Raw genomic sequence first — 25,947 nt, forward strand, 5'->3', positions numbered from 1 at the left:
CTGTTCGACGCTGAACGGGACCGCGAGGGTATCAGCCGGATTGGCGCGCGCCAAAGCAGGTCCGTGCCAAACCGCCCCCTCCCGATCTCGGCCTTGCTATCCGCAAGGCCGTCAATGCGCGCCCATGCCTTTCTTGATCCGCCGCAGCATCAGCCAGACCGCCAGCACAACCAGTGGCGTCAGCCCCGCAACCATCATCTCTTTGCCCATGCCCAGCTTCTTGGCGAGCGGATAGGCCAGATATCCGCACAGGCTGACGGCGTAATAGCTGATCGCCACCACCGATAACCCCTCGACCGTATGCTGCAAGCGCAACTGCAGATCCGAACGGCGATCCATGCTTTCCAACAGCTTCTGGTTCTGCGCCGAACGGTCCACATCCACCCGTGTGCGCAGCAATTCGGCGGCGCGACCGGCACGTTCCAGCATCGCATTCAGCCGCTGCTCGGCGGCAAAGACGGTGCGGATCGCCGGATCGTAACGGCGCGAGACGAATTCGCCCAGCTTCTGCCGCCCCGCAAAACGTGTCTCGCGCAGCATCTCGACCCGCTCGCGCACCAAGGCGGCATAGGCGCGGGTCGCCCCGAAACGGAAGGACAGATGCATCGCCAGCATCTCCAGCTCGTAGGAGATATCGAGCAACGCGTTCAACACCTTCTCGGGCGTGGTATCGGCATCGCGCATGGATGCGATCAGCGAGGACAGGGCCGGATCAAGGCTGTTAAGCCGCGCGGTCAGCTCTCGCGCGCGCGACAGCCCCAGCATGGACATCGCGCGATAGGCCTCCAGATCGCAGAGCCGCTGGACCACCCTCCCGACCCGACCCGGCCCCGTGCCGGGCCGCACGAAAAGCGCAAAACGCATCTGCCCTGCCGCATCGATGCGGAAATCGCCCGCCAAAGCGATCGCCTCATCCACAACCCAGGTGCAGACCAGATTTTCCGGTACGAACCAGTCATCGACCATCTTGGCCAGTTGCCCCGGATCTTCGGGCATTTCCTTGATGCGGATATGCACGGCCACCAGACGCTTTCCGGGGGCCGTTCTAAGCCAGTCCTCGGGGAAAACCGCCGTTTCCGCAGGATCGAAGGGGCGCTGTGACACCCCGTCGGACTGCGCAAGATAGCTGACAAACTCTGTATGGCTTTCCCAAGACAGCCGGTATCGCCCGATATTTCCCGCATGATGGGTGGCCCCTTCGGGAGGCAGCGGCGCGCCATGCCGGTCCAGAAGATCACATAGATGTTCCATATCTGCCGCCCGCGAACGCGATGCCGCCCCCAGCGGTTCTTTCACCGCCAGATAGACCACATGCGAGGGCACCGATATCTTGGGAAAGGGGCGCGCATGAAGCTCTGCCACCATCGGGTAGCGCTGCGGATGGTCTTCGACCGGAGGCATGGGCATGACAGTCATTCCTGGTTACGACCGTCGGAGCCTGCCTCAATCACACCCGCCTGTAAATAATTTTGTGCATTAATATCATGTATTTATTAGCATACATTCGTATGCCGCAACAGTTTTTCCGCTGGCACGCGTAGGGACCGCGCGCGGATTGCGTAAAGGAAGACATCGCCAGTTTGCCGGAGACCGCCATGACCTGCCGCCTGTCACGCCCCTCATCGCTTGTGATGTCTTGCCTGTTTGCCCTTTTCGCCCCGCTGGCCGAAGCCAGCCCCGACACAGATATGGCCCGCGCCGCCCAGATCCTTGATCGCTATGACCGCAATCAGGACCGGAGGCTGGATCTGGCGGAATTCGACGCCCTGCGCCGCACGATCTTCAACGGGATCGATCGCGATCAGGATGGAAAAATCCGCGCGCAGGATGTGGCGCAGGCCGCACAGGCCCGCGGGCAGCATGCGGATGGTCAGCGTCTGATGAAACGTGACACGAATCGCGACGGATTTGTGGACTGGCCCGAGTTTAAGGCACAGACACAGGGCTTTACCCGTGCCGACCGCAACAGCGACGGACATCTCAGCGCGTCAGAACTGGCGCGCCTGATCGCCCGCCTTCCTGCAGGCCTCTCGCCTGCGTCATTTTAACAACGGGGCTGTCATGCTCTGTTTTCTCCCCCGCAAAAGGATTTTGCTATGAAACTTCTCCCTGTTTTGCTGACCTCGCTCGGCCTGTTCACGATGGCCGCCACCGCGCAGGCGCAAAGCGTCACCGTGCAAACCGGCAAAGGCAGCACCGTCACCAAGGACCGCGACTGCGTGCGTGAAAACGGTCAGGCCAAATGCACCACGACCACCAAGGCGACCAGCCCGACGGGGCAGACCGCCTCGAAAACGCGCACCCGTAGCAGCGACGGCACCGGCACCGAAACCACCGTTACGGCGACCGGCACGAATGGCGAAACCGGCCAGACAAGCCGCAAGATCAGTGTCACCCGCTGATCACGCTTGCTCTTCCTTCCTGCCTGCGATCCAATCCGGTTGCAGGCAGGGATCGGGCGGAAGGAGGCCCGCGTGACACAGGCCGATAACCGCCCCGAAACCGAATGGGTCGCGCTGATGGCCGCACTGGCGCAGGGCGACCGGCAGGCCCTGCAGCGCCTGATGCAGCGCTTCGGCCCCGGAGTAACGCGGTTCAGCGCCGCTATGTTGCGCCGCCCCGAAGAGGCCGAGGACGTTGTGCAGGAGGTGTTCCTGCGCGTCTGGCAGAAAGCCTCCCGCTATGACCCTGCGCGGGCCGCCGTCTCGACTTGGATCTACCGCATTGCCGCCAACCATTGCACCGACCGCAACCGGCGTCTGGGGGTCCGGCACTTTCTGGGGCTTGACGCAGCCCCCGACCCGGTCGATGACCATCCCCCTGCCGAATATGATCTGGCGATGCGCCAGCGGCTGGGGCTGACGCGAGCCGCCCTGCACCACCTGCCCGACCGCCAGCGGCGCGCGCTTTTGCTGCGCGCCAGTGGCGAACTGAGCACCCGAGAGATTGCCCAGATCATGGGGCTGTCGACGGGGGCTGTCGAACAATTGCTGATCCGCGCCCGCGCCAGACTGCGCGACCAACTCAAGGAGATCGATCCATGACGCAAGACACCAAAGATATCGACGCGCGCGTGATCGAACTGATGCAGGCGACACCCGTGGACCTCCCCCGACTGTCGCGCACCGTGCTGAGCGAGATCGCCCGACAGACGCCGCACAGACCGCCTCTGGCCGAGGTTCTCATCCGCCCCCTGCCCGTTACGCTTGGCTTCGGTGGCGCGCTGATTGTGGCGCTCGCCCTTGGCTGGGGCGTGATCGGGCCGCTCTTCGGCGATGATCTGGCCTTGGCGCTGATCACCGGCAGCCTGCCGCCGGGAGGCTTCTGATGCAGCGCAAGGTTCTGATTGGCGTACTGGCGGTGTCTTTATTGGGCAATGCGCTGGCGATCGGCGCGGGGCTGCGGCTGATGTCGCTGCGCGCCCAGCTGACCGGCCCCGTGGGCGAGGCGGTGATCTTCCCGCGCGAGATCCGGCGCGATCTGCGGGACGCTCTGGCCGAGAACCGCGAGACCCTGACCCCCACCCTGCAAGAGGTGCTGAAGGCGCGCGCCAGAATTGTGGCGCTTGGCACCGCCGAGCCTTTTGATCGCGCCGCAACCGAAGCGGCGATGGGCGACTTCCGCCGCGATCTGGATGCGCTGCTAGATCAGCTACAGCCCTTAGTGCTGGACAGGCTTGACGCGCATCACCAATGAAAAAGGCCCCGAGAAACCTCGGGGCCTTTCCTTTGCCTGATCAGGCTTTCATCATATGCAGCAGCTCATCCACCGACTTACGGGCATCGCCGTAGAACATGCGGGTGTTTTCCTTATAGAACAGCGGGTTCTCGATGCCCGAGTAACCGGTGCCCTGTCCGCGTTTGGATACAAACACCTGCTTGGCTTCCCAGACCTTGAGGACCGGCATGCCCGCGATGGGCGAATTCGGGTCTTCCTGGGCTGCGGGGTTCACGATGTCATTCGAGCCGATGACGATAACCACATCCGTCGAGGGGAAGTCGTCATTGATCTCGTCCATCTCCAGCACGATGTCATAGGGCACTTTGGCTTCGGCCAAGAGCACGTTCATATGACCCGGCAGGCGGCCTGCCACGGGGTGGATCGCGAAGCGCACGGTCTTGCCACGCGAGCGCAGCATATTGGTCAGCTCGGACACGGCGTTTTGCGCCTGCGCCACGGCCATCCCGTAACCCGGCACGATGATGACGCTATCGGCATCATGCAGCGCATCAGCCACACCACCGGCATCGATCGCGATCTGCTCGCCCTCGACTTCCATCGCGGGGCCCGTGGTCGTGCCGAAGCCGCCAAGGATCACCGAGACGAAGGAGCGGTTCATCGCCTTACACATGATGTAGCTCAGGATCGCACCCGAAGAGCCCACCAGCGCACCGGTGACGATCAACAGGTCATTGCCAAGCGAGAAGCCGATGGCCGAGGCCGCCCAGCCCGAGTAGCTGTTGAGCATGGACACCACCACCGGCATATCGGCGCCGCCGATGCCCATGATCAGGTGATAGCCGATGAAGAAGGCCAAAAGCGCCATGAGGATCAGCGTCCACGCGCCCGAGCCACCCATGTAGCACAGCAGAAGCGCCAGCGACAGGATCGCCGCACCGGCGTTCAGAATATGGCCACCCGGAAGTTTCTTGGCCTTGCCGTCGATCTTGCCTGCAAGCTTGCCGAAAGCCACGATGGACCCTGTGAAGGTGACCGCGCCGATGAACACGCCAAGGAAGGTCTCGACCTTGAGGATATTCACCTCGGCCATCGACTTATGCGCAACAATCGCGGCAAAGCCCGACAGTTGCTCATAAGCGGTGGGCATCACGCCGGTTTGGGCATGTTCCAGAATGATCGGCATGACCGAGGCCAGCACGATATGGGTATTGATGCCGATGAAGACAGCGGCCAGACCCACGAAGCTGTGCAGCGCCGCCACAAGCTGCGGCATGGCGGTCATTTCCACCTTGCGCGCCAGCTGCGCACCGATGCCGCCGCCGACGATCAGCATCAGCAGGATCAGCCAGTAGAAACCCACACCCGGACCGAAAACGGTCGCAATGATGGCCAGAGCCATGCCCGAGATGCCATACCAGACAGCGCGCTTGGCGCTTTCCTGCCCCGAGAGGCCACCAAGGCAGAGGATGAACAGGATGGCCGCCGCGATATAGGCGGCCGAGATCAGAGCGATATCCATAGATCCCACCCCCTTACGACTTCTGGAACATGGCAAGCATCCGGCGCGTAACCAGGAAGCCGCCGACGATGTTGATCGTGGCAATCAGGATCGAGATGGCCGAGAGGATCACCACGAGCCAGCCGCCCGAGACCTGCGTGCCCGCGCCGATCTGCAACAGCGCGCCAAGGATGATGATCCCCGACACCGCGTTGGTGACCGCCATAAGCGGCGTATGCAGGCTGTGCGAGACATTCCAGATGACCTGGAAGCCCACGAAGCACGACAGCACGAAGACCACGAAATGCGCCATGAAGCTGGCCGGTGCGACCGCGCCCACCAGAAGCAGCAGCACGGTGCCCGCCACCAGCAGCGTGACCTGAGACATGGTCTGCTTGCGGAAGGCCGCTTTTTCCTGCGCCTTATATTCCTCGGGCGTCAGCTCTTTGGCCTTTTCCTTCGGTTTTTGCGCGGCAATCGCCTTCACCTTGGGCGGCGGCGGCGGGAAGGTGATCTCGCCCTGATGAACCACGGTCGCGCCACGGATCACGTCATCTTCCATGTTATGGTTGATGACACCGTCTTTTTCCGGCGTAAGGTCCGCCAGCATATGGCGGATATTGGTCGAATACAGCGTCGATGATTGCGTCGCCATCCGCGAGGGCAGATCGGTATAGCCCAGAATGGTCACGCCATTCTCGGTGACAATCCGCTCGTCCTTGACGGTCAGCTCGCAGTTCCCGCCACGCTCGGCGGCCAGATCGACGATCACCGAGCCGCGCTTCATCATCTCGACCATATCCTTGGTCCAGAGCACCGGCGCATCACGGCCGGGGATGAGGGCGGTGGTGATGACGATATCGACTTCCGGTGCCAGCTCGCGGAATTTCTTCAGCTGCGCTTCGCGGAATTCGGGGGAAGACGGGGCCGCATAGCCGCCCGTCGCCGCGCCATCGGTCTGGGCTTCCTCGAAGTCCAGATAGACGAAGGAGGCCCCCATGGATTCAATCTGCTCGGCCACTTCGGGACGCACGTCAAAGGCCATGGTGATCGCACCAAGCGAGGTCGAGGCCCCGATCGCGGCCAGACCTGCCACACCCGCGCCCACGATCAGCACCTTGGCCGGCGGCACCTTACCCGCCGCCGTCACCTGACCGGTGAAGAAGCGCCCGAAGTTGTTGCCCGCCTCGATGACCGCGCGGTAGCCCGCGATATTGGCCATCGACGACAGCGCATCCATCTTCTGCGCGCGCGAAATCCGCGGCACCATATCCATTGCGATCACATTCGCGCCGGTGGCCTTGGCTTTTTCCAGCATCTCCGGCGATTGCGCCGGATAGAAGAACGAAATCAGCGTCTGGCCCGCCTTCAGGCGCGACAGCTCCGCCTCCTCCGGCGGACGCACCTTGACGACGAAATCAACCGCGTCGAACAGCGCCTCGGCGCCCTCGATAACGGTGACGCCGGCAGCCGTATAGGCCGCATCGGTAAAGCCCGCCTTGATGCCGGCCCCCGATTGAATGAAACACTCATGGCCCAGCTTTTGCAGCTGGAGCGCGGAATCCGGCGTCATCGCAACACGCGATTCCCCCGAATAAATCTCCTCTGGAGCACCGATCTTCAAGTTGATCCCCCCTTTTGACGCGGTGTCAGGTCAATAGACGACATGCCCCAAGCGACACGCCCTGCAAAAGGATTAGACTGCGCAAGATTGTTTCACAAGCGCCCCTATAGTCGAAATCCTTGAAAAGAAGAGCGTTTCACCCCGGAATACAAAGGCATACCTCTGCATACCAAGGCATACTGAATAATTTCATATATTTTTCAGCATCTTGCGGTGCTTTTCAAATTCACCTGCAATCCATTAATAGACAGCATGGCTGCCATATATTTTTTTGATTGCGACCATAGACCGCAGTATGTTTGCGGAAACATTCAAATATAGGACACTAATACTGCCTCTTTTTCAGCAACGGTTTGAAAATTATAGGCAAGTTTCCACACGGGTTTTGGCAAATAAAAAACCGGCCCATCCTCCGACGGGCCGGTCGCGGGTCAGCACACCCCCCGCCAATGCAGATTACAGCGCATAGACCGTCAGGGTCGGCAGGTCGGTAAGCGAGACATCCAGCATCCGGAGCGCCGAGAGCGAAAGCTGGCTGGCACCATCTTCCGCAGGCAGAAGCATCACCTGCACGGATTTGCCGTTCGACAATGTGACCCGGCCCTTGGTCTGGGTTTTCACCAAAGAGGTCTTCAGCCAGAAACCGGCTTGGGTCGGGTCGCCGAGGCTGGCCACGGTCGTGCCAAGCTTGGTGCCGCCGGTGCTGGTTGCCATCGCCGCCGCGCGCTCGCCCGCGCTGGCCTGATCCAGCGATTGAGCCGTATGGGCCGCCCCCTGCGGAATGGGGCTTTTGATCAGCCCCGTCCCCGGTGCAGCCGCCGGGTCCGTATGGCCGCCCAACTGGGAACAGGCGCTCAGGCCAAGGCCGCAAACCAGCACCACCAGCCCCTGTTTCAACCGCACGGTCTGCCCCCAGACCCGTTCCTGCGTCCGCTGCCTCGCCATCATGCACCCATCCTTTTATAAAAATACAGCGTGTTCCCGAAGCCATTGCCGCAGGTCACGCCCGTATAGCTAGCGCAAGGGAATTCCTTGGGCAAATCGCATTGCGCAAATCCCAGAGACCGCTTGCTCAATGCCGCTGGCAAACCTAGATTTCGGACATGACACATGCGCCTCTCATAGACCCTTTTGCACGGCCTATCTCGTATCTGCGGGTTTCAGTGACCGACAGATGCGATTTCCGCTGCACCTATTGCATGGCCGAGCATATGCAGTTCCTGCCCAAGCGCGATCTGCTGAGCCTTGAAGAGCTTGACCGGCTCTGCTCGGCGTTCATCGGGCTGGGCGTGCGCAAGCTGCGCATCACGGGGGGCGAGCCTTTGGTGCGGCGCGACATCATGACCTTTTTCCGCGCGATTGCCCGCCATCTCGACACCGGCGCGCTTGACGAGCTGACGCTGACCACCAATGGCTCGCAACTGGCGCGGTATGCCACAGAGCTGGCCGCCTTGGGGATGCGCCGGATCAATGTCTCGCTTGATACGCTTGATCCGCAGAAATTTGCGCAGATCACCCGCTGGGGGCGGCTTGAACAGGTTCTCGAAGGGCTACAGGCCGCCAAAGCGGCGGGGTTACGGGTCAAGATCAACACCGTCGCCCTGAAAGGGTTCAACGAGGCAGAGCTGTTCGATCTGGTAAAATGGTGCGGCGACGAGGGGTTCGACCTGACCTTCATCGAGGTCATGCCGATGGGCGAGATGGGCGAAGACCTGCGGCTGGACCAGTACTGGCCGCTTTCGGCGCTGCGCACCCGTCTGGCCGAGCGGTTCACGCTGACCGACCTGCCCGAGAGCACGGGGGGGCCTGCGCGCTATGTCCGCTTGCGCGAGAGCGGTCAGAAAATCGGCTTCATCACACCGCTCTCCCATAATTTCTGCGAAAGCTGCAACAGGGTGCGCGTCACCTGCACGGGCGAGCTGTATATGTGTCTGGGTCAGGAGGACCGCGCCGATCTGCGGGCGCCCCTGCGCGCCGACCACGCGGATGCCCCCCTGATCGCTGCCATCCGCGACGCCATTGCCCGCAAACCCAAGGGCCACGATTTCGATTATTCCCGCCAGCAGGTCGCGGGGCAGATGTCGCGCCATATGAGCCATACCGGCGGCTAGACAGGGAACCAACCCCTCCTTTGCGGCTTGTCTCAGGACATAGGTCACGAGGGAAAGAACATGTCATCCGCCACACCAGCAAGCCCGCGTTCGGGGCATGGCACCGCCTGCACCGATTGCCCGCTCCGCAAGAAGGACTGTTTCGAGACATTCTCCGATCAGGAAATCGCGTTCATGGAGCGGTTCAAGGCCGGAGAGATGAGTGTAGCGGCGGGCACGACGGTGATGCTTGAAGGCGCGGCAAGCCCGCAGATGTATACCGTTCTTGAGGGTCTGGGGATGCGCTACAAGACCCTGCCCGATGGCAGCCGTCAGGTGCTGAACTTCGTGTTTCCCGGTGATTTCGTCGGGCTGCAGACCGCTGTGATGGGCGAAATGTGCCACGGCTTCGAAAGCTCTTCCGACATGCGGCTATGCGTGTTCGATCGCAGCGCCTTCTGGGATCTGATGCGCACACAGCCCGAACGCGCCTTTACCGTGACATGGCTGGCCGCCCGCGAGGAGCATTTCCTTGGCGAAAGCCTTGCCGCCATCGGTCAGCGTGAAGCCACAAGCCGCATCGCCTGGGCGCTGTTGCAGATCTTCCTGCGCCAGATCGAGCTGGAGCCTTCGCGCTCTGCCGCCCCCGGAACGGAACGGGGCCTGAAAGGACCAACCGTGCCGATGCCCTGGAAGCAGCAGGATCTGGCCGACGCGCTGGGGATGTCTTTGGTGCATACCAACAAGACGCTGGCCAGATTGCGGCGCGAGAAACTGGCCGAATGGAAGCGGGGCTGGCTGACCCTGCCCGACCCCGAAAAGCTGGCCCGCGCGCAGGATATCATCCTGCCGCAAAAGGTCACGCGCCCTCTGTTGTAAGCCCGACACCGGCGCTGCGCCGACCGCATGCCCGACCCGTCAGGTCCCCCCCGTCACGCCAGACCCGTCACGTCAAACCGGCAGACGGGTCTCGACCATTTCGACAAACCAGCTCGCCCCGTAAGGCAAGGCACGGTCATCGAAAATGTAATCGGGGCTATGCAGGATCGCGCTATCGCCATTGCCCAGCCAGATATAGGCGCCGGGACGGGCTTCGAGCATATAGCTGAAATCCTCGGCCCCCATCATCGGGGTGACATCCGGATTGACCTTATCGGTGACCCCGCGCGCGCCCTGCACGGCAAGCGCGGCATATTCGGGCGGGTTCGAGGTCACGGGATAGCCGCGGTCATAATGGATCTCGGCCCGCGCCCCGAAGGCCTCTGCGGTGGCGGTCACGATCTGGTGCAGGCGCGCTTCGACATAATCGCGCAACTCGGGGCGCATGGTGCGCACGGTGCCGCGCAGCTTCACCTCCTGCGCGATGACATTATGCACCGAGCTGTCGGATTTGACCGCGCAGGTCGAGACCACCACCTGATCATGCGGGTTCACATTGCGCGAGGCGATGGTCTGGAGCGCCATGATGATCTGCGCCGAGACAACCACCGCATCCACCGCATCATGCGGGGTCGCGGCATGCCCGCCCCGCCCGAGCACACGGATATCGAACTGGTCGCAAGCCGCCATGATCGGACCATCGCAAATAGCGAATTCGCCCACGGGGATGCCCGGCATATTATGGATGGCATAGACCTCCTCGATGCCGAAGCGGTCCATCAGCCCGTCGCGGCACATTTCAAGGCCGCCACCGCCCCCTTCCTCGGCGGGTTGGAAAATCACCACGGCGCGCCCTGCAAACTGCCGCGTTTCACACAGGTATTTCGCGGCCCCCAAAAGCATGGCGGTATGCCCGTCATGGCCACAGGCATGCATTTTGCCCTTCACGGTCGAGGCATAGGGCACATCGGCCTGTTCAAGGATCGGCAATGCATCCATATCGGCGCGCAGCCCGATGGCACGCTCTGCGCGAGGTCCCTGCGCCTGAGTGGACTGCCCGTGGATCACCCCGACCACACCTGTGCGACCGATGCCCTCGACCACCTCGTCGCAGCCGAACTCGCGCAAAAGCGCGGCAACCCGCCCAGCCGTGCGTCCAACATCGAACAACAGTTCAGGATGCTGGTGGAAGTCATGCCGCCATGCTGTGATTTCCGGAAGCATCTCGGCAAAACGGGTCTTGATCGGCATTGGCTGCTCTTTCTACGCTAAATCCCCTCGCAGCTTGCGCGATGGCGTGCGCGGGCACAAGGCCTGCCGTCTTTGCCCGTGTCGCTTTGCCTCCCCCCGAGGATCTTTGGCCCCGATGAATGGCCTGAAGACGGCTTTGGGGCGCAGGAGGCGACACCCCGCCCCCGCAACTGGCTGTAAAATTACGCAATATTCGGCCTTTAGGGCAAAAAAATCCGCAGAATGCGGAAAATGATTGACGAAGCGCCAAGAAGCGTGATCACCTTAAAGTTGAGTTAATCATAAATCAAAATTTGACCATTTTCTCCCTGTGGATGCGTTTGACCAGTCTGATCGGTTTTCTTGCTTAGGACATTGCGATGGCACATAAATCTCGCGGGACAGCCCCCATTTCGGTCACGATGGTCGGTCAGCCTTTTCCGCCTGCGCAGACGCGAGGGACCTATCAGTTGCACGAATTGGAAATGCGGAACCTGCGCGCAGCCCATTGGCAGGAAAAACAGAACGCGACGCTGGACGCGACGGACAGTTCCCCATTACTTTTGCAAGACCTCTCGGCGCTGGCGCAACGTCTGACAGGGGCCACGCGCGCGCATGTCACCCTTGCGCAGGACAGCCCCGCCGAAAGCCGCACCGAGAGCTTCACCGAGGGCCGCACCGCCCAAGAGGATGCGCTCAGCTTCGGGCTGGAAGAGGTCACGGCACAGTCCCATCTGCACGGGCGCGCAACCCCGCCCTATAGCTGCAGCACCGAGGACTACGTGTTCTACAGCCACGGGCTGTTCAGCGAAACGGGGCGGCGGCTCGGGGGGCTCAGCACCGCCTTTCCGACCAGCGCCCCCGCCTGCGCCTATCGCGCCCAACAGCTTGACACCACCGCCCAGCTTCTGGCGCATACGCTGGCCGTGCATCTGGAAAAGCAGGCGCTCCAGAACAGCTATCAGGCCGCACAGCGCCGCGCGAAACGGCTGGAACGCGAGGCCGAGGTCGATCCGCTGACGCAGGTCGAGAACCACTGCTCGTTCGAGCGCAAGGTCGCGATGCGGCTTGACCTTCTGAATGCCAAAGAGGCGCAGGGGGCGTTCATCATGCTCGACATCGACCATTTCAAGTCGATCAACGATATTTACGGCCATAGTTTTGGCGACAAATATCTGCGCATCATCGCCTCCGCCATCACCTCGGCCTTCCCTCCGCCTGCGATCGTGGGGCGTGTCGGCGGGGATGAATTCGGGATTTTCGTCGAAACGGGCCGGACCTCGTCGAACTATCTGGAAACGCTTCTGTCGCGCTGCCGTTCGGCGGTGCAGCGGGGCGCGGCCATGCTGGGAAAAGCGGATCTGGGGCGGGTCAGCATCGGGGCCAGCCTGTTTCCGTCGCAGGGGCGCAGCTTCAGTCACCTGTTCGAACTGGCCGATAGCGCGCTCTATGCCTCGAAACATGCAGGGCGCGCGGTCAATACCATCTTCTCGCCCAGCCATCACGAACGCTTCAATTCGCGTGCCATCGGGCGCCGCTTTGACGAGGCAATCGGGGCCCACCGGCTGGAACCCTATTTCCAGCCGATCGTCGATAGCGGGACGGGCGAAGTGCAAGGCTACGAGGTTCTGGCCCGCTGGTGCGATCCGCAGCGCGGCATCCTGCTGCCCGATGCTTTCGCCTCGATCTTCAAGGACTACCGCCTTGCCGAGACCTTGACCCGCACGGTGCTCGAACGCGCGCTGATGGCCTATAACGAGGCCGGTCTGGGTCAGCGCGGCGCCCGCCCCGCCTCCCTTTCGATCAACCTGACCGCCTTCGACCTGCTGAACCCCGAATTCGTCTTCGATGTCCAGTCCATGCTGAACCGGCACCATCTGGACTGGAGCATGATCACCATCGAGGTCACCGAAAAGGTCATGCTGGACGAACGCTCGGGGCAGATCCTGCGGTCGTTGCTGGAATTGCGCACAAGAGGCGCGAAAGTGGCGCTGGATGATTTCGGCACGGGCTATGGGGGCTTGCGCCATCTGGACAACTGGCCGGTGGATATTCTCAAGATCGACCGGTCTTTCTGCGCCAAGCTGTCGCAAAGCAGCTCGGGGGGCGCGATTGCCGAAGCCATCCTGCTGATCGCACGGAAATGCGGCTACGAGGTGGTGGCCGAAGGCGTCGAAACCCTTGAACAGCTACAGATGCTCAAGGCGATGGGCTGTCCGCGCGCGCAGGGGTTCCTGTTTGCCCGTCCGATGTCCATCGAAGACCTGATACAGGCCCCCACCCGCTACGATCCGGCCTCACCGACGCCCTCTGCGCAAAAGTAGCCCCGCACGCCAAAACAACAGCGCGTCACGGCGCAGACGGGCCCGGCCCATCACCGGGCCTGTTATGCAAGGTCAGCGCAATGGCATTGACCAGATTGTCCAGTGCCAGCGGTTTGCGCAGCAACAGCCCCTGCACGCTGCGCCCCGAACGGCTGATCTGGTCGGTATAGCCCGACATGTAGATCACCCGCAGATCAGGCCAGATCTTGCGGCTTTCAAAGGCCAGACGATAGCCGTCCAACCCGTTCGGCAGCATGATATCGGTGATCAGAAGATCCGGCACACGGGTCTGGCGCGCCAGAATATCCAGCGCCTGCGCCGCCGACGAGGCCGACAGCACTTCGGCCGAAAGCATTTGCAGGGATTGGGTCAGAATATCATGGAAATGCGGGTCGTCTTCCACCACCAGCACCCGCAGACCGCCCAGATCCGGCAGTTGCATCTGCGGCGGGGCAGCTTCGGCATCGGCCGGTGACACCACCCCGAGCACCAGCGTCGCGGTCGTGCCCTCGCCTTCGGTCGAGCGCAGCTCGAACAGGCCATTCGACTGACGGGCGAAATTATCGACCATCGGCAGCCCCAATCCGGTGCCGCCCTGCGCCTCGCGCGTTGTGTAGAACGGTTCGCGCACATGTTCGAGCAATGCCGCCGACATGCCCGGCCCCGTATCGATCACCGAAATCGCGACACGACCATCGGGGCACGCCTGGCTGCGCAGCGTGATCCCGCCCGCCCCCGGCCCTTCCATGATCGCATGGCTGGCATTGAGCACAAGATTGAGCAGCGCGCTTTCCAGATCACGCGGCACACAGCGCACGAAGAGATCCCCGCAGCCCAGATCGAGGTCCAAACGGATCGCCGCCGGAACCGTCTGGCGGGCCAGATCCGCAACCTCGCGCAGCTTCGCGTCCAGCCGCAGCGTCTCGTCCTCGGCGGCGCGGTCTCGGGTCAGGTTCAAAAGCCGTTCGGTCAGATCGGCCCCGCGCTCGCAGACCGTGCGGATAGCCGTGATCTTGCCACGCTGCGTCTCGGAAAGCTCTTCGGGTTTCAGCAGCAGCGTATCCACCGAAAGGCGCGCAGCCCCCAGAATATTGGCCATTTCATGGGCAACGCCCCCCGCCATCTGGCCGATCGCATCCAGCCGTTCGGTGCGCGAGAGGTTCTCGCGCAGGATCCAGCCCTCGGTCTGGTCCTGAATGGCCAAAATCCGCACCGGCTCGGCAAAGCCCTGCCCCGGATGGGTCCGCGTCACCGACAGCCGCAGCGCATGTTCCCGACCGCTCCCATCGATCCAGCCGCAATGCAGCTCTGTCGGACCGCCCTGAGCCAGAAGCCGTGTAACGGGATGCTCGTCCCCCTCCAACGGACGGCGGTTGCGCATCGAATGGAATTCTGCCGTCTGCAGGAAGGTGTCAGGGGCATGGGCCGCCATCTCCTCGGCGGCATGGTTGACCATCCGCAGCACGCCCTGCGCATCAATCACGAAGACCGCCGTTTCCAGCCCATCCAGCACCTCGCGCAGGCGACGCTCTTCATAGACCGCCCTGCGCGCGGCGATATTCTGGTAGCGTGCCCCGCGCAGGGTGGCCACCGCCGCCAGCAGCAGCAGCACAATGGCCAGACTGCTGAGCCGCAAATTGGGCGAGATCAGCCCGTGCTCGGTGCTGCGCAGCGCGACATAGCAAAGCGCGATAGGCCCCATTACGGCCCAAGGCAGCACCCAACGCGCCATACGCCCCCCCGGAAGGTCGGCAAACAGGTCGGGCACCCAGCTTCCTTCGGGAGATGCCAGCAAAGCCGCGACATATAAAAGAAAAAAACCCAAAGCCGTATGGAAGGCCATCGCCGACAGGAAGGTGATGCGCGACAAGGCGGGCGCATCGAAGAAATAGGCATCCATCGCGATCAGGCACGAAAAGATGCCGAAACTCGCCAGCGCCGCATGGCCCCATTTGCACCATTTGGCTCTGGCCATCTGCAATGCCAAAATCGCCACCATCAGCAAGACGCCCGCAATGGTTGCGGGGGCCATCCGTCCGGTGCTGGAGGTCACCAGCGGGTTCAGAGACAGCCGCCGGATCTGGGTTTGCGGCAGGGCATGCAACTGGTCCTCGATCCCGATCCCCGCCATTGCCAGCGCCAACACGAGCGCCACCAGCACCGGCCCCCGCCCGATACCGCGCAACAGCCCGCCTTGGGCCAGCGCCAGAAACAGCAGGGCATAGGCGGTCTGCGGCACCATCGCGGGCCAGCCCGGCGCAAGCTGGCGCAAAAGCGCGATGTCAAGAACATAGCCGCCAAGCAGAACACAGGCGCAGAGCGCCAGACAGGCCCCCAGCAGCGCATAGGACCCCAGCAGCGCATAGGACCCGCCGGAAACATTGCGGATCTGCGGGCGCGCAAACAGGCGATCTTCGAGCTGCACTCTGTGTCTCATGCAATCCTTCCCGCCTGCGCCCCCTGAGATAGGCCCGTGACATATGCGCGCCTGTAACGCCGCCGCAAAACCGGCGGGTGGCTACACGCGATACGTGTTATTGCCGCGCTTTACTGACGAGATCATCGACCAGTTCCGACAGCTTAGCGAGCGATGTCGATTTGGACACCCGCGCATTTGCCGCGCGCATACCCAGCGTGAAAATCGGCGAATCCACCACCTCGGGCATGCCCGAAATCACCACAACGGGAAGGCTCGCGCTGAATTCACGCACCTTGTGCAACGCCACGATCGCCCCGCCTCCGGCCATCACCACGTCGAGAAAAACGATATCGAACCCGCCCAGTTCCAGATTCGGAAGCAGCCTGTCGGATTGCGTCACACAGACGGTTTCATGGCCAAGCGCCTCCATCCCCTCCGAAAAGGCGATCAGATAGTTTTCGTCGTCATCTGCAATAAGAATTCTGGCCAAGGGGGTGTCCTTAAAGTTGCGGCTGGCAGAGTATGTGCTACGGTTTGAATTAACTCAAGACCGACAAGGACTTCACGATGACCGATGCATCTCAGGCTCAGCACGGGGATTCACACGCTCTTCCCGTTGTGGCGTTGGGCGCATCGGCGGGCGGGCTGGAACCGCTGGAGGCTTTCTTCTCCAACTGCCCTGATTCGACAGGATGGGCTTATATCGTTATCCAGCATCTATCGCCCGATTACCGGTCCATGATGGACGAGTTGCTCAGCCGCCGTTCGAAGATGCGCATCGAACATATCGAAGACGGCATGCGGCTGGAGCCGAACACCATCTATCTCAACCAGCCCAACCAGACGGTCGAACTGGTCGGGGACCATTTCGTGACCACGGCCTTCGGCGAGAGAGGGCACCGCCCGCCCATGCCGATTGATGCGCTTTTTCGCTCTCTGGTAGAACGCCCGCCCGAAGCGACGGTTGCGATCATCCTCTCCGGCTCGGGCACCGATGGCACCCGCGGCGCGCAAATCCTGCATAATGCCGATGCCACGGTGCTGGCGCAGGCCCCCGCACAGGCGGCGTTTTCCTCGATGCCGCGCTCGGTGCTGACAGCCGGCGCGGTGGACCGCGTGCTGGAAGTCGAGGAGATGCCCGAGGCGATCTCTATCGTCTTCACGATGGGCAAGAAAGGCCGTGGTGCCCTGACCGAGATGGAAGGATCGGCCTCGCAGGCGATCCTGAAACTTCTGGAACGCAAATACCATGTGGATTTCTCGTCCTATAAGCCGATCAACGTGCAGCGGCGGATCGACCGCCGCCAGCATCTGCGGGGCCTGCCCTCGCTCGAGGCCTATCGCGTTCTGCTCTCCGAGGATGCGAATGCGCTGGAGGAGCTTTATCAGGACCTGCTGATCGGCGTCACCGAATTCTACCGCGATCCCGAAGCGATCCGCATCCTGCGCAAGGATGCGCTGGATGAGTTGGTGGAACGTTCCGATGACGATGCCCCTTTGCGTATCTGGATTCCGGGCTGTGCCAGCGGCGAAGAGGCCTATACGATTGCCATCGAACTCAGCGAAGCGCTGGAAGCCGCCCGACTTGACCGTAAATTCCGGATCATCGCCACCGATGTGCACCGCCGGTCCATCGATATCGCCTCGGCGGGCATCTATTCGGAAACCAGCGTGGCCAAAGTCCCCGCCGAGCTGCGGGCCAAATATTTCATCCAGCATCGCGACCAGTATATCATCGAACCCAAGCTGCGGCAGTCGATCATCTTCTCGGTGCATGACGCGCTCAGTGACCCGCCCTTCATGAATCTGGATCTGGTCTCGTGCCGGAACCTGCTGATCTATCTCAACGAGGAACCACAGGCGCGCATCATCTCGATGTTCCTGTTCGGGTTGCGCAAGGACGGGTTCCTGTTGCTTGGCCCGTCCGAGACGATCGGCCGCTTCGGACCGGAATTCAAACAGATCAATGCCCGTTGGCGACTGTTCCAGAAAGCCTCCAGCCGCAGGGTGCTGGACAGGAACATCCTGTCACACCAGCTGGGCTCGGCCACGCGCAATTCCGAGCGCGCGCCGGTGACTTCGGCCCGCCCTGCCCCGCGCCGCAACGCCGCCACCAACAGCACTTTCTTCGACATGTCGCATCGCGAGATGCTGATTGCGGGATATGATGCGCTGCTCAAACGCTACGCGCCCTCCTCCATTCTGGTGACCACGGACGGGCATGTGCTCAGCTGGTTCGGGGCCGCCAGCGCCTTCATCGACACGATGAACAATCTGGCCGAATGGACGGTGGACGAGATCGTGCATCGCGATCTGCAATTCCCGATCAAGGTCGGGATGGAGCGCCTGCGCCAAGGGGTGCTGGATATCTCGTCGCGCGAGGTGAAGGTGGATATGGGCGGCGGACGCCTGCGGTCGGTTGTGCTGCGCATCGAGCCGCTGGATCAACTGACCCGCTCGCGGCTCATGCTGGTGGATATCACCTTCCGCGAGGCAAGCGAGACCGATGCGGAGGACGCCCCGCCCAAATCTGCCAAGCCGATCAGCTTCAACGAGGATGTGCTGCTGCTGACCCGCCGCATCCAGGAACTGGAACGCGACTTGCGCCTGACCGAGGAAACGCTCCAGCATGTGACAGAGCGTCTGGAAGCCAGCGGCGAGGAATTGCAGGCCTCCAACGAAGAGCTACAGGCCTCGAACGAGGAATTGCAGGCCTCCAACGAAGAGCTTCAAAGCTCGAACGAGGAACTGCACGCGGTCAATGAAGAACTGGTGACGCTGAGCACAGAGCACGAATTGCAGATCGACAAGCTTTCCGAGCTGAACGAGCATACCGACACGGTCCTGCGCAAGCTGCGCGTCGGGGTGATCTTCGTGGATAGCGACCTGCGCATCCGGCGTTTCAGCGATCTGGTCGGGGCGCATTTCCTGCTGGAAGCGCATGATGTGAACCGCCCGCTGGCGGTGGTCACGCCGAAGCTGTCCTTCATCGACCTGCCGAAACTGGCGCGTGAGGTGATCAGCTCCAAGACATCGCGCAATGCCGAAGGGGATCACGAAGGCCATCATCTGCGCATCGAGGTCCACCCGATGATGCAGAAATCGACTACGCAGGCCGAACCGACAACGGGGGCGATGCTGCTGTTTCACGGCATCGATACCACGCCCGCCTGAGATCTAGCCCCTGCCTGCGTCAGACGGCAGGCGGGCCATAGGCCAGCAAAAAGATGCGTACCGCCTCCTGACAGTTGCGCTCGATTTCGGCGTCGCTGGGTGGGGCCGTACGCAATCCGAAAAGACATTGCCGCCAGATCCCCGCCGTCACCAGCTCGGAAAACCGGTGCGCGGCCATCACCGGATCGCTCAGCGAAAGCTGTCCGGCCTGCGCCTGCGCGCCCAGCCAATGACTGAAGACGCCAAGAAAATTCCGCGCGCCCGCCTCGTAAAAACGCTGCCCCAGCTCGGGCATCCGTTCAACCACACCAATCACGATCCGCTGCACCCGCACCACATCCTCGGCGCATAGCCGGCCCGCCAGAAGGCGCGCCGCCCCCAGAAGTTTGTCCCGCGTCCCTCCCGGTCCGGCAAGACAATCCTCGACACCGGCCAGAAAAATACGTTTGCGCTGCTCGACCAGCGCCACGAAAAGATCCTGCTTATCGGCAAAATACACATAAAGCGTGCTTTTGGAGACACCCGCCGCCTTGCAGATGCTGTTCATCGTGGTCGCGTCAAAGCCGCGCTCCAGAAACATCTCCCAGGCACCATCCAGAATCTGTTCACGCTTTTCGGGGTCTTGGCCCGCAGCATGTCGCTTTGCATATCCGGCGCACGGAGAATCTTTTTCGGTCATTACGGCCCTCAAACTTTCCCCATTATTAATCGAACCATCCGGTTCGATAAAGTCTTGATTGATAAGCAGGCTTGCGTTAATGACATCGAACCCAATGGTTCGATTTATCTCTTCGCCTGCCCTTTATCCTCCGTTCCGCCCATATGTCCCGAAAGTCTGCTATGTCCTCCGATCCCAAATCCGCGCCGGATTCCGCTGCAAATTCCGGCACCCCGAAATCCGGCAACCGCAAAAAGAAGATCCTGACCGGCGTCGCGGTGGTCGCGATTCTGGCAGGCGGCTGGTTCGGCATCAGCTGGTGGACACATGGGCGGTTCATGGTGAAAACCGACGATGCCTATGTGCAGGCCGATGTCTCGCTGATGTCATCGAAACTGCAGGGCTATATCTCGGAAATCCCCGTGCAGGATAACCAGCACGTGCATAAGGGCGATGTGCTGCTGCGCATCGACGAGGGCGATTACAAGATCGCGCTTGAACTGGCGCAATCCAAACTGCCGACGCTGGAACGCACTCTGGCGCGTATCGACACGCAGATCGCGGCCGCCGAAACCGCCGTGACCCAAGCCAAGGCCCAGCTTGCCGCAAGCGACGCGGCGCTGAGCAATGCGCAAACCAATGCCAAACGCGCCAAGGATCTGGCGGCACGGCGCGTCACCTCGCAGGCGGATCTGGATACCGCCAACGAAACACTGGCCACGGCACAGGCCAATCGCACCGCCGCAGTGGCCGCCATCGCCGGAGCCGAAGCCGATGTGGATGTGCTGCGCGCCGAACGGGCCGAAAGCGATTCCAGCCGCAAGGAGCTTGAACTGGCGGTGGCCCAAGCGCAGCGCGATCTGGACCATACGGTCCTGCGTGCGCCCTTCGACGGGGTCGTGGCCAATATCGCGATCAAGCAGGGCGAACTGGTCAGCATTGGCGAGACCCTCGCAGCGGTCGTGCCCGATCACGGCCTCTATGTGGAAGCCAATCTCAAAGAGACCCAGCTGGCCGGCATCGCCCCCGGCGCCAAGGCCCGCGTGGTGCTTGATACCGATAAGGATCACCCGCTCGAAGGGGTCGTCAGTTCGGTGGCCCCTGCGACGGGCGCGATCTTCTCGCTGCTGCCTGCCGATAATGCCACCGGCAATTTTACCAAGATCGTGCAGCGGGTTCCGGTGCGGATCACCCTGCCCGAGGACGACCATGAACGCCTGCGCGCCGGTCTTTCGGCGGTGATCGAAATCGACAGGCGCACGTCGCCCGAACCCGGTGCGACGGATACGGCCAGCGCGCAATGAACGCCGCCGCTGCCCATGCTGCGCCCGAGATGACGCCCCGCAGGATGATCGCCTTCATGGTGATGGTCTTCGGGATGTTCATGGCGATTCTGGATATCCAGATCGTCTCGGCCTCGCTGACGGAAATCCAGGCGGGGCTGGGTGCCTCCAGCGACGAGATCTCTTGGGTGCAGACCGCCTATCTGATCGCCGAAGTGATCATGATCCCGCTCTCGGGCGTGTTGGGGCGGATGATGTCCACCCGCTATCTCTTCGCGGCCTCGGCGGCAGGTTTCACGGCGGCCTCTTTCCTGTGCGCCACCGCAGGCTCGATCAACGAGATGATCCTGTGGCGGGCATTGCAGGGGTTTCTGGGGGGCGGCATGATCCCTGCGGTCTTTGCCGCAGCCTTCACCATCTTCCCACCCTCCAAACGCAATATCGTCTCCCCCATCATCGGGTTGATCGCCACGCTGGCCCCGACCGTCGGGCCGACAGTGGGCGGTTATCTTTCCCACGCGCTGTCATGGCACTGGCTGTTTCTGGTCAATGTGCCTGCGGGGATTCTGGTCACGCTCGGCTCGCTGAGCCTGATCGATTTCGACGAACCCAACTGGTCGCTTTTCGACAGCTTCGACTGGACCGGCCTGCTGGCGCTGGCATGTTTCTTGGGCGGGGCCGAATATGTGCTGGAAGAAGGCCCCGGCAATGACTGGTTTCAGGACGAGGCCGTCGCCATTCTTTTCGTCGTGGCCACGATCGGCGCGGTGGTCACATTCTGGCGCGCCTTCACCCGCGAAAATCCGGTGGTCGACCTGTCGGCCTTTGCCGATATCAATTTCTCGGTGGGCTCGGTCTTTTCCTTCGTCATGGGGATCGGGCTTTACGGGATGACCTATCTCTACCCGCTCTATCTGGCGACGGTGCGCGGCTATGACAGCCTGATGACCGGCGAGACGGTTTTCGTCTCGGGCATCGCCATGTTCATTGCGGCACCGCTGGCGGGGATACTGGCCTCGAAAATCGATCTCAGACTGATGCTGCTGATGGGGTTTCTGGGCTTTGGCAGCTCGACCTATCTGCTGACCTATATGACGGCAGACTGGGATTTCTGGGAACTGTTCTGGCCACAGGTGCTGCGCGGCCTGTCGCTGATGATCTGCATGGTTCCGATCAACAATCTGGCGCTTGGCACGCTGCCGCCTGCCAAGATCAAGGGCGCGTCGGGGCTGTATAACCTGATGCGCAATCTGGGCGGCGCGGTGGGGCTTGCCCTGATCAACCAGCTCCTGACCGACCGTCAGGCCCTTCATGGGGTGCGTCTGTCCGAAGCGGTCAGCTGGGCCAATCCCGAAGCGATCCGCCAGCGCGATCTTCTGGCCCAAATCTACAGCTCCTCGGGAATGGATGGCACCACCGCCGCGCTGTCGCAACTGGCGGCCCGCGTCTCGGCGCAGGCACATGTGATGGCGTTTATCGATACATTCGTCGTCCTGACCTGCCTCTTTGCCGGCCTCGCTGCGATGGCTTTGGCGATGAAGCCACCACAGGCCCAAGGCAAGCCCCCCGCGCATTGATCCCCATGCGCGGGGCACAAGTGCAAGCGCCAGTGCCACTCCCCCCCGCACAGATTCGCACCATATATGGACAGCGCCGCAACTGCGCCAAAAACAGGGCCCACCGCGCCGATACCGCAGCCAGTATCACCGCAAATGCGGCCTGCACTTGCGCGGCATCAACATGGCGCATATGGCGCGCAACGGAAGCCGCACCAAAGGCCATTGAATTATAATGTTGGGAAGCGTCACAAAGTTCTGCTTCAGAGCGTTGAAATTTCCGTTTAAATTCAGTGTCGCGAAATCTCGATGTTGAACCGAAGCTGCCTTTCTTGTCGGATACCCAATCAAACGCGGCTCGGCTTCTTGGAAGCTGGCGTCGTGAGACGTCTTTTCCGGGCCGCACTTTTTTTGCCGTAGCGCTTTCGCCCACATACTGCTGCACGAGCTGTGAAAGATTGTGGAAGTACTGATCGTAGGAGGCTGCGGTCCGTTTTAAGCCGCCATGCTCCTGAAGGCTTAAAAATGCTTTGCAGAAGGCCAAACGACCGCGCCGCCTTCACCTCCACCGAATTGCGCACTCCCGCCCAGGCCTGATTGATATTGCCCGCCATCTTCTGCGCCTCGGCACTCGCCGCCCGCGCCCCCGACTGGAACTGGCTCAGGTCCAGCCCGAGCTTCGCCTGCATCGCACCCATCTGGCCCATCGCCATGGCACACCTCTTTTGCATAGAAAAAGGGGCAGACCGTGAGGTCCGCCCCTTGGGGTTGGTTGGAGAAATATATTCACTCCATCATGGTGATGTAGATTCAGTGCTAACTTTCTGTTTCGGCCAGAAAAAGTAGGCAACAATCAACGCAATTAAGTATACGGCCACCACTAAATAAAACGGCCCTATCAAACGTAGAATAGCGAACAATGCGCCCGCCGCTCCTGATGCGACAATCACAAACGTGACCCATCTGGCAAACGGTTTATCGAGGCCTTTCTTCTCTACTTTTATCTCAAATGCGACGACTGCAGGTAAAAAAGCATAGGTCGATAGAATAATTGACAGCGCTGATGACCAAGAGAACTCATTTTGGGCGATTTCATAGGCTGGCCACAAAACGCTAGCCACGCCTACTAAAGCCGCCAAGATACTTGCTTGCTGTAATACGATAAATTTCTTTGTGCCGGAGTCTGTTGTCATATCTTTCCCTCTAAGTCGCCGCCCCTAATGTAAGCGACCAATATCAAATCCTCCAACGCTCCCTAATCTTGAGTTAACTTATTAAGTTAACCCCACGGCCAACGGATCCTCCCCCGCCTGCCGTGCCGCAAAATACCCCGCGCACATCTCGAACAGCAGTTCCGCCTCCCAGCCTTCGGTGATCCGGCCTGTGGCCTGCATGAATGCGCTGATTTCGGGCCAGTCGGTGGCGCGCAGATCGAGGCCGGTGGAGCGGACCGGATCGAGGCGGATCACAGCCGCGCAGGCAGCAGAGCAGCTCGGTGTAAGCACCCAGACGATCTGGCGCAAAGCCACAAGCGGCGAGATCGCGGCGAAGGGCCTAGGTAAAGCGCGACGTTACAAACTGTAATTTTTTTGAGACCGGACAAAATTAACCTAATCGACAAGTTTCAAAGCGTCTGCGCCGTGCCATCAAAACTTGTCGTGGGACTACTGCGTATTATCAGCAAGCTGTCCCTCACTCTCAATAACATAGACCGCGTAGTCTTGCTGAGACTGGCCGCTGAATGCCCGTCCCCAGCGCCGCCACTCCTTGATCACGCGACGAAAAACCGCTTCGAGCCCAGACTACCCAGCTGACGCAGCATTCTGCAGGTACAGAAAGGCCGCGCTGGTAATTTCGGCCCTAGCGGCTTGTTCAAGCAGCCTGCGTACGGCTTTGTCGCTCAGGCTCCTTTCCTTCTTGGAGTTGCCTTGCGTCAATGCGCCAATTTGTTGCCTTGCGTCAATGCGCCAATTTGGGTGATCAGATCGAGGCCGATGGCGCCACCTGTCGCAAGATGCTCAAGCATCTGCGCGTTTAAGCGCAGGTTAGTTGCCTGCGTCGGCCCCGGATTCCGATAGGAGTTAAAGCGCACACGTAAGTTGGCGCTCTCGCCGATATAACAGCGTGAAGTTTCTTCTGCTGTGATACGAAAGCGGTAAACCTCGGCCTCCTTGGGGACATCTGGAAAGGCCAGTTTCCCGTCCGGAGAAAGTTTGACCTCTCCGCTCGGAAGCCATTCCGCGCTCAACGAGGTCGAAATCCCAGCACCAAAGATAGTGGGAAGAGCCGGCTCGGTTATACGCACGAAACTGACTTCTTCCATCTCCAGAGCGAGACCTTCAGTACGCCACCCAGCCCTCAGCCAGGCAGCTGAGTGCCTCTTCCCGCCTTGATCGTTATTTCCCCACCATGCGGAATATGTTCTTGAGCTCGCAGGTAGGCTTTGACCGATAATCTCTTCGATGTCGGTAAAGCTCATTCTCACTGTTGTGACATGCAGGGACGAAAGGCGTTCGTGCAAAGGATCATAGATGCTCAAGAATTCACTCCAGTCCAGATGGATAAGAATAAGACTGAACATCGACGCGATCGTCAATGTCTGGTCCGGATGCAAGGAGGCATACGGCGATGCGGCATTCGCTCCGCCGTATAATATCACTATGGCAAGGGCTTCCGGCCCACTCCTTCCATTCACCAAAGATATCTTTGCTGCGGCGCAGCGTCCCTGGGGCAGCCATTCGCAACCTCGTTGAACCTGATCTGGCTCGCCGAGGTGACAGTTTCGGGCATACCTGCGGTGTGAACCAACCCTTCAGCCAAAACTCGTCAGCTACGGTAGCGGCACCTCTCTGGCCGAGCCATTCTTGGTCATGTGGAGGCGGCAGACACGGCTCTCCAGATCGATATCCTCGCGGCGTAGCCCGACAATCTCGCCCGCCCGCATGGCCGTCTCGCAGGCAAATCGGAATACGTGATAAGCCCGCGCTGTCGCGTGGCTCAGATCATCCCCGGCAACCAGCGCCAGCCGCTCGAATTCCTCACTGGTCGGCAGGCGGTCCCGCGCCTTTGGCTGCGCTGGCTTACGCACATCCTTCAGCGGACTTTCCTTTATCAGCCCCCATTCGCGGGCCGCTTGCGTCAGCACCGCCCCGAGCAGCGTCATCTCTCGCCGCACCGATCCGGACGAAACCTCGGACAGACGCCGGTCGCGCCAATCTGCCAGATCGCTGGCCCGAAGATCGCCCATGCGGATCTTTGCCAGACTGTCGCGCTGGAGCTTTTCCAGTCGCACAAGCTCCCATCGATGGCCGCGCTTGGAAGGCGACACCTCGCGGGCATAGCGATCCATGATCTCGCCAAAGGGCTGCGCTGATGCCACGGCCTCGGAGTTTTCCAGTTCCCATTCGGTCCGCGCAGCCCAGTCTTTTGTCGCTTGCTTTGTCGGCAGGACTTTGCTTTTTCTGATTCCGCGCTTGAAAACCTGCACCCGCCAGCCATTGGCGGATTTCGCGATAGAAGCCATGCGTAATC

Annotated in this window: 25 protein-coding genes; 12 read left to right on the forward strand and 13 right to left on the reverse strand. The window is 61.2% G+C overall.

The annotated features are described in order from the left end of the window. Positions 1–111: 111 nt before the first annotated feature. A complete protein-coding gene (locus tag RPE78_RS00700) occupies positions 112–1,401 on the reverse strand; it encodes a DUF3422 domain-containing protein (RefSeq protein WP_339109517.1) in 1,290 nt (429 codons plus the stop codon). Positions 1,402–1,595: 194 nt separating this feature from the next. Between RPE78_RS00700 and RPE78_RS00705 the strand changes: the two genes are divergently transcribed. The 5 genes from RPE78_RS00705 to RPE78_RS00725 all read left to right on the forward strand — a co-directional run bounded on the left by RPE78_RS00705 (position 1,596) and on the right by RPE78_RS00725 (position 3,696). Further along, positions 1,596–2,048, forward strand: coding sequence for an EF-hand domain-containing protein (locus RPE78_RS00705; protein ID WP_406720957.1), 453 nt, complete (start codon positions 1,596–1,598; stop codon positions 2,046–2,048). 48 nt (positions 2,049–2,096) lie between these two features. Beyond that, positions 2,097–2,402 (forward strand): hypothetical protein, encoded by a 306-nt coding sequence (locus tag RPE78_RS00710; RefSeq protein ID WP_339107614.1) that lies wholly within the window; start codon positions 2,097–2,099, stop codon positions 2,400–2,402. A 72-nt stretch (positions 2,403–2,474) separates the two neighbouring features. Further along, a complete protein-coding gene (locus RPE78_RS00715; RefSeq protein WP_339107615.1) occupies positions 2,475–3,044 on the forward strand; it encodes a sigma-70 family RNA polymerase sigma factor in 570 nt (189 codons plus the stop codon). After that, a complete protein-coding gene (locus RPE78_RS00720) occupies positions 3,041–3,328 on the forward strand; it encodes a hypothetical protein (RefSeq protein ID WP_406720958.1) in 288 nt (95 codons plus the stop codon). Before RPE78_RS00715 ends, RPE78_RS00720 begins: the two co-directional genes overlap by 4 nt. Continuing rightward, positions 3,328–3,696 (forward strand): hypothetical protein, encoded by a 369-nt coding sequence (locus tag RPE78_RS00725; protein WP_406720959.1) that lies wholly within the window; start codon positions 3,328–3,330, stop codon positions 3,694–3,696. The genes RPE78_RS00720 and RPE78_RS00725 overlap by 1 nt, the downstream gene beginning before the upstream one ends. Positions 3,697–3,736: 40 nt before the next feature. Here the strand turns inward: RPE78_RS00725 and RPE78_RS00730 are convergent, their stop codons facing one another. The 3 genes from RPE78_RS00730 to RPE78_RS00740 all read right to left on the reverse strand — a co-directional run bounded on the left by RPE78_RS00730 (position 3,737) and on the right by RPE78_RS00740 (position 7,751). After that, on the reverse strand, positions 3,737–5,200 hold the full coding sequence (locus tag RPE78_RS00730) for an NAD(P)(+) transhydrogenase (Re/Si-specific) subunit beta (protein WP_406720960.1): 1,464 nt from the start codon (positions 5,198–5,200) through the stop codon (positions 3,737–3,739). A 13-nt stretch (positions 5,201–5,213) separates the two neighbouring features. Further along, the gene (locus tag RPE78_RS00735) at positions 5,214–6,803 is read right to left on the reverse strand and encodes a Re/Si-specific NAD(P)(+) transhydrogenase subunit alpha (protein WP_406720961.1); all 1,590 of its coding nucleotides are present in this window, start codon (positions 6,801–6,803) and stop codon (positions 5,214–5,216) included. 456 nt (positions 6,804–7,259) lie between these two features. Next, positions 7,260–7,751 carry a hypothetical protein gene (locus tag RPE78_RS00740; protein WP_406720962.1) on the reverse strand — a complete coding sequence of 164 codons (492 nt, stop codon included), beginning with the start codon at positions 7,749–7,751 and terminating at the stop codon, positions 7,260–7,262. A 155-nt stretch (positions 7,752–7,906) separates the two neighbouring features. Between RPE78_RS00740 and moaA the strand changes: the two genes are divergently transcribed. Both moaA and RPE78_RS00750 read left to right on the forward strand, forming a co-directional pair. Next, entirely contained in the window at positions 7,907–8,914 is a 1,008-nt protein-coding gene (gene moaA, locus RPE78_RS00745; RefSeq protein ID WP_406720963.1) for a GTP 3',8-cyclase MoaA, read from the forward strand. A gap of 60 nt (positions 8,915–8,974) precedes the next feature. Continuing rightward, positions 8,975–9,772: a Crp/Fnr family transcriptional regulator gene (locus tag RPE78_RS00750; protein WP_339107622.1), complete on the forward strand. Its 798-nt coding sequence runs from the start codon at positions 8,975–8,977 to the stop codon at positions 9,770–9,772. Between the two features lie 72 nt (positions 9,773–9,844). On the opposite strand, the gene RPE78_RS00755 is transcribed toward RPE78_RS00750, so the two are convergent. After that, positions 9,845–11,023 carry a M20 aminoacylase family protein gene (locus tag RPE78_RS00755; protein ID WP_406720964.1) on the reverse strand — a complete coding sequence of 393 codons (1,179 nt, stop codon included), beginning with the start codon at positions 11,021–11,023 and terminating at the stop codon, positions 9,845–9,847. A gap of 359 nt (positions 11,024–11,382) precedes the next feature. Here RPE78_RS00755 and RPE78_RS00760 point away from each other — a divergent pair, with 359 nt between their 5' ends. Next, on the forward strand, positions 11,383–13,326 hold the full coding sequence (locus RPE78_RS00760) for a putative bifunctional diguanylate cyclase/phosphodiesterase (RefSeq protein WP_406720965.1): 1,944 nt from the start codon (positions 11,383–11,385) through the stop codon (positions 13,324–13,326). Positions 13,327–13,351: 25 nt separating this feature from the next. On the opposite strand, the gene RPE78_RS00765 is transcribed toward RPE78_RS00760, so the two are convergent. Both RPE78_RS00765 and RPE78_RS00770 read right to left on the reverse strand, forming a co-directional pair. Further along, the gene (locus tag RPE78_RS00765) at positions 13,352–15,763 is read right to left on the reverse strand and encodes an ATP-binding protein (RefSeq protein ID WP_406720966.1); all 2,412 of its coding nucleotides are present in this window, start codon (positions 15,761–15,763) and stop codon (positions 13,352–13,354) included. Positions 15,764–15,860: 97 nt separating this feature from the next. Then, positions 15,861–16,235, reverse strand: coding sequence for a response regulator (locus RPE78_RS00770; RefSeq protein WP_339107626.1), 375 nt, complete (start codon positions 16,233–16,235; stop codon positions 15,861–15,863). A gap of 77 nt (positions 16,236–16,312) precedes the next feature. On the opposite strand from RPE78_RS00770, the gene RPE78_RS00775 reads away from it, so the two are divergent. Next, positions 16,313–18,919 (forward strand): chemotaxis protein CheB, encoded by a 2,607-nt coding sequence (locus RPE78_RS00775; RefSeq protein ID WP_339107627.1) that lies wholly within the window; start codon positions 16,313–16,315, stop codon positions 18,917–18,919. 19 nt (positions 18,920–18,938) lie between these two features. On the opposite strand, the gene RPE78_RS00780 is transcribed toward RPE78_RS00775, so the two are convergent. Then, entirely contained in the window at positions 18,939–19,598 is a 660-nt protein-coding gene (locus tag RPE78_RS00780) for a TetR/AcrR family transcriptional regulator (protein WP_406720967.1), read from the reverse strand. Positions 19,599–19,759: 161 nt separating this feature from the next. Between RPE78_RS00780 and RPE78_RS00785 the strand changes: the two genes are divergently transcribed. After that, entirely contained in the window at positions 19,760–20,881 is a 1,122-nt protein-coding gene (locus RPE78_RS00785; RefSeq protein WP_406720968.1) for an HlyD family secretion protein, read from the forward strand. Further along, complete coding sequence (locus RPE78_RS00790; RefSeq protein WP_406720969.1) at positions 20,878–22,437, forward strand: DHA2 family efflux MFS transporter permease subunit; 1,560 nt, start codon at positions 20,878–20,880, stop codon at positions 22,435–22,437. The genes RPE78_RS00785 and RPE78_RS00790 overlap by 4 nt, the downstream gene beginning before the upstream one ends. A gap of 326 nt (positions 22,438–22,763) precedes the next feature. Here RPE78_RS00790 and RPE78_RS00795 read toward each other — a convergent pair whose 3' ends face one another. From RPE78_RS00795 to RPE78_RS00805, 3 genes are all read right to left on the reverse strand, one after another. Then, a complete protein-coding gene (locus RPE78_RS00795) occupies positions 22,764–23,129 on the reverse strand; it encodes a hypothetical protein (protein WP_406720970.1) in 366 nt (121 codons plus the stop codon). An 81-nt stretch (positions 23,130–23,210) separates the two neighbouring features. Next, entirely contained in the window at positions 23,211–23,609 is a 399-nt protein-coding gene (locus RPE78_RS00800; protein ID WP_406720971.1) for a hypothetical protein, read from the reverse strand. Between the two features lie 81 nt (positions 23,610–23,690). After that, the gene (locus RPE78_RS00805; protein ID WP_406721683.1) at positions 23,691–23,921 is read right to left on the reverse strand and encodes a hypothetical protein; all 231 of its coding nucleotides are present in this window, start codon (positions 23,919–23,921) and stop codon (positions 23,691–23,693) included. Between RPE78_RS00805 and RPE78_RS00810 the strand changes: the two genes are divergently transcribed. Then, positions 23,857–24,000, forward strand: coding sequence for a helix-turn-helix domain-containing protein (locus tag RPE78_RS00810; RefSeq protein ID WP_406721668.1), 144 nt, complete (start codon positions 23,857–23,859; stop codon positions 23,998–24,000). The genes RPE78_RS00805 and RPE78_RS00810 overlap by 65 nt on opposite strands. Before the next feature lie 349 nt (positions 24,001–24,349). On the opposite strand, the gene RPE78_RS00815 is transcribed toward RPE78_RS00810, so the two are convergent. Both RPE78_RS00815 and RPE78_RS00820 read right to left on the reverse strand, forming a co-directional pair. Then, on the reverse strand, positions 24,350–25,012 hold the full coding sequence (locus RPE78_RS00815; RefSeq protein WP_406720972.1) for a hypothetical protein: 663 nt from the start codon (positions 25,010–25,012) through the stop codon (positions 24,350–24,352). 234 nt (positions 25,013–25,246) lie between these two features. After that, complete coding sequence (locus RPE78_RS00820) at positions 25,247–25,939, reverse strand: tyrosine-type recombinase/integrase (protein ID WP_406720973.1); 693 nt, start codon at positions 25,937–25,939, stop codon at positions 25,247–25,249. Between the last annotated feature and the right edge of the window lie 8 nt (positions 25,940–25,947).

The organism is Thioclava litoralis, from assembly GCF_045278885.1.
Classification (GTDB): Bacteria; Pseudomonadota; Alphaproteobacteria; order Rhodobacterales; family Rhodobacteraceae; genus Thioclava; species Thioclava litoralis.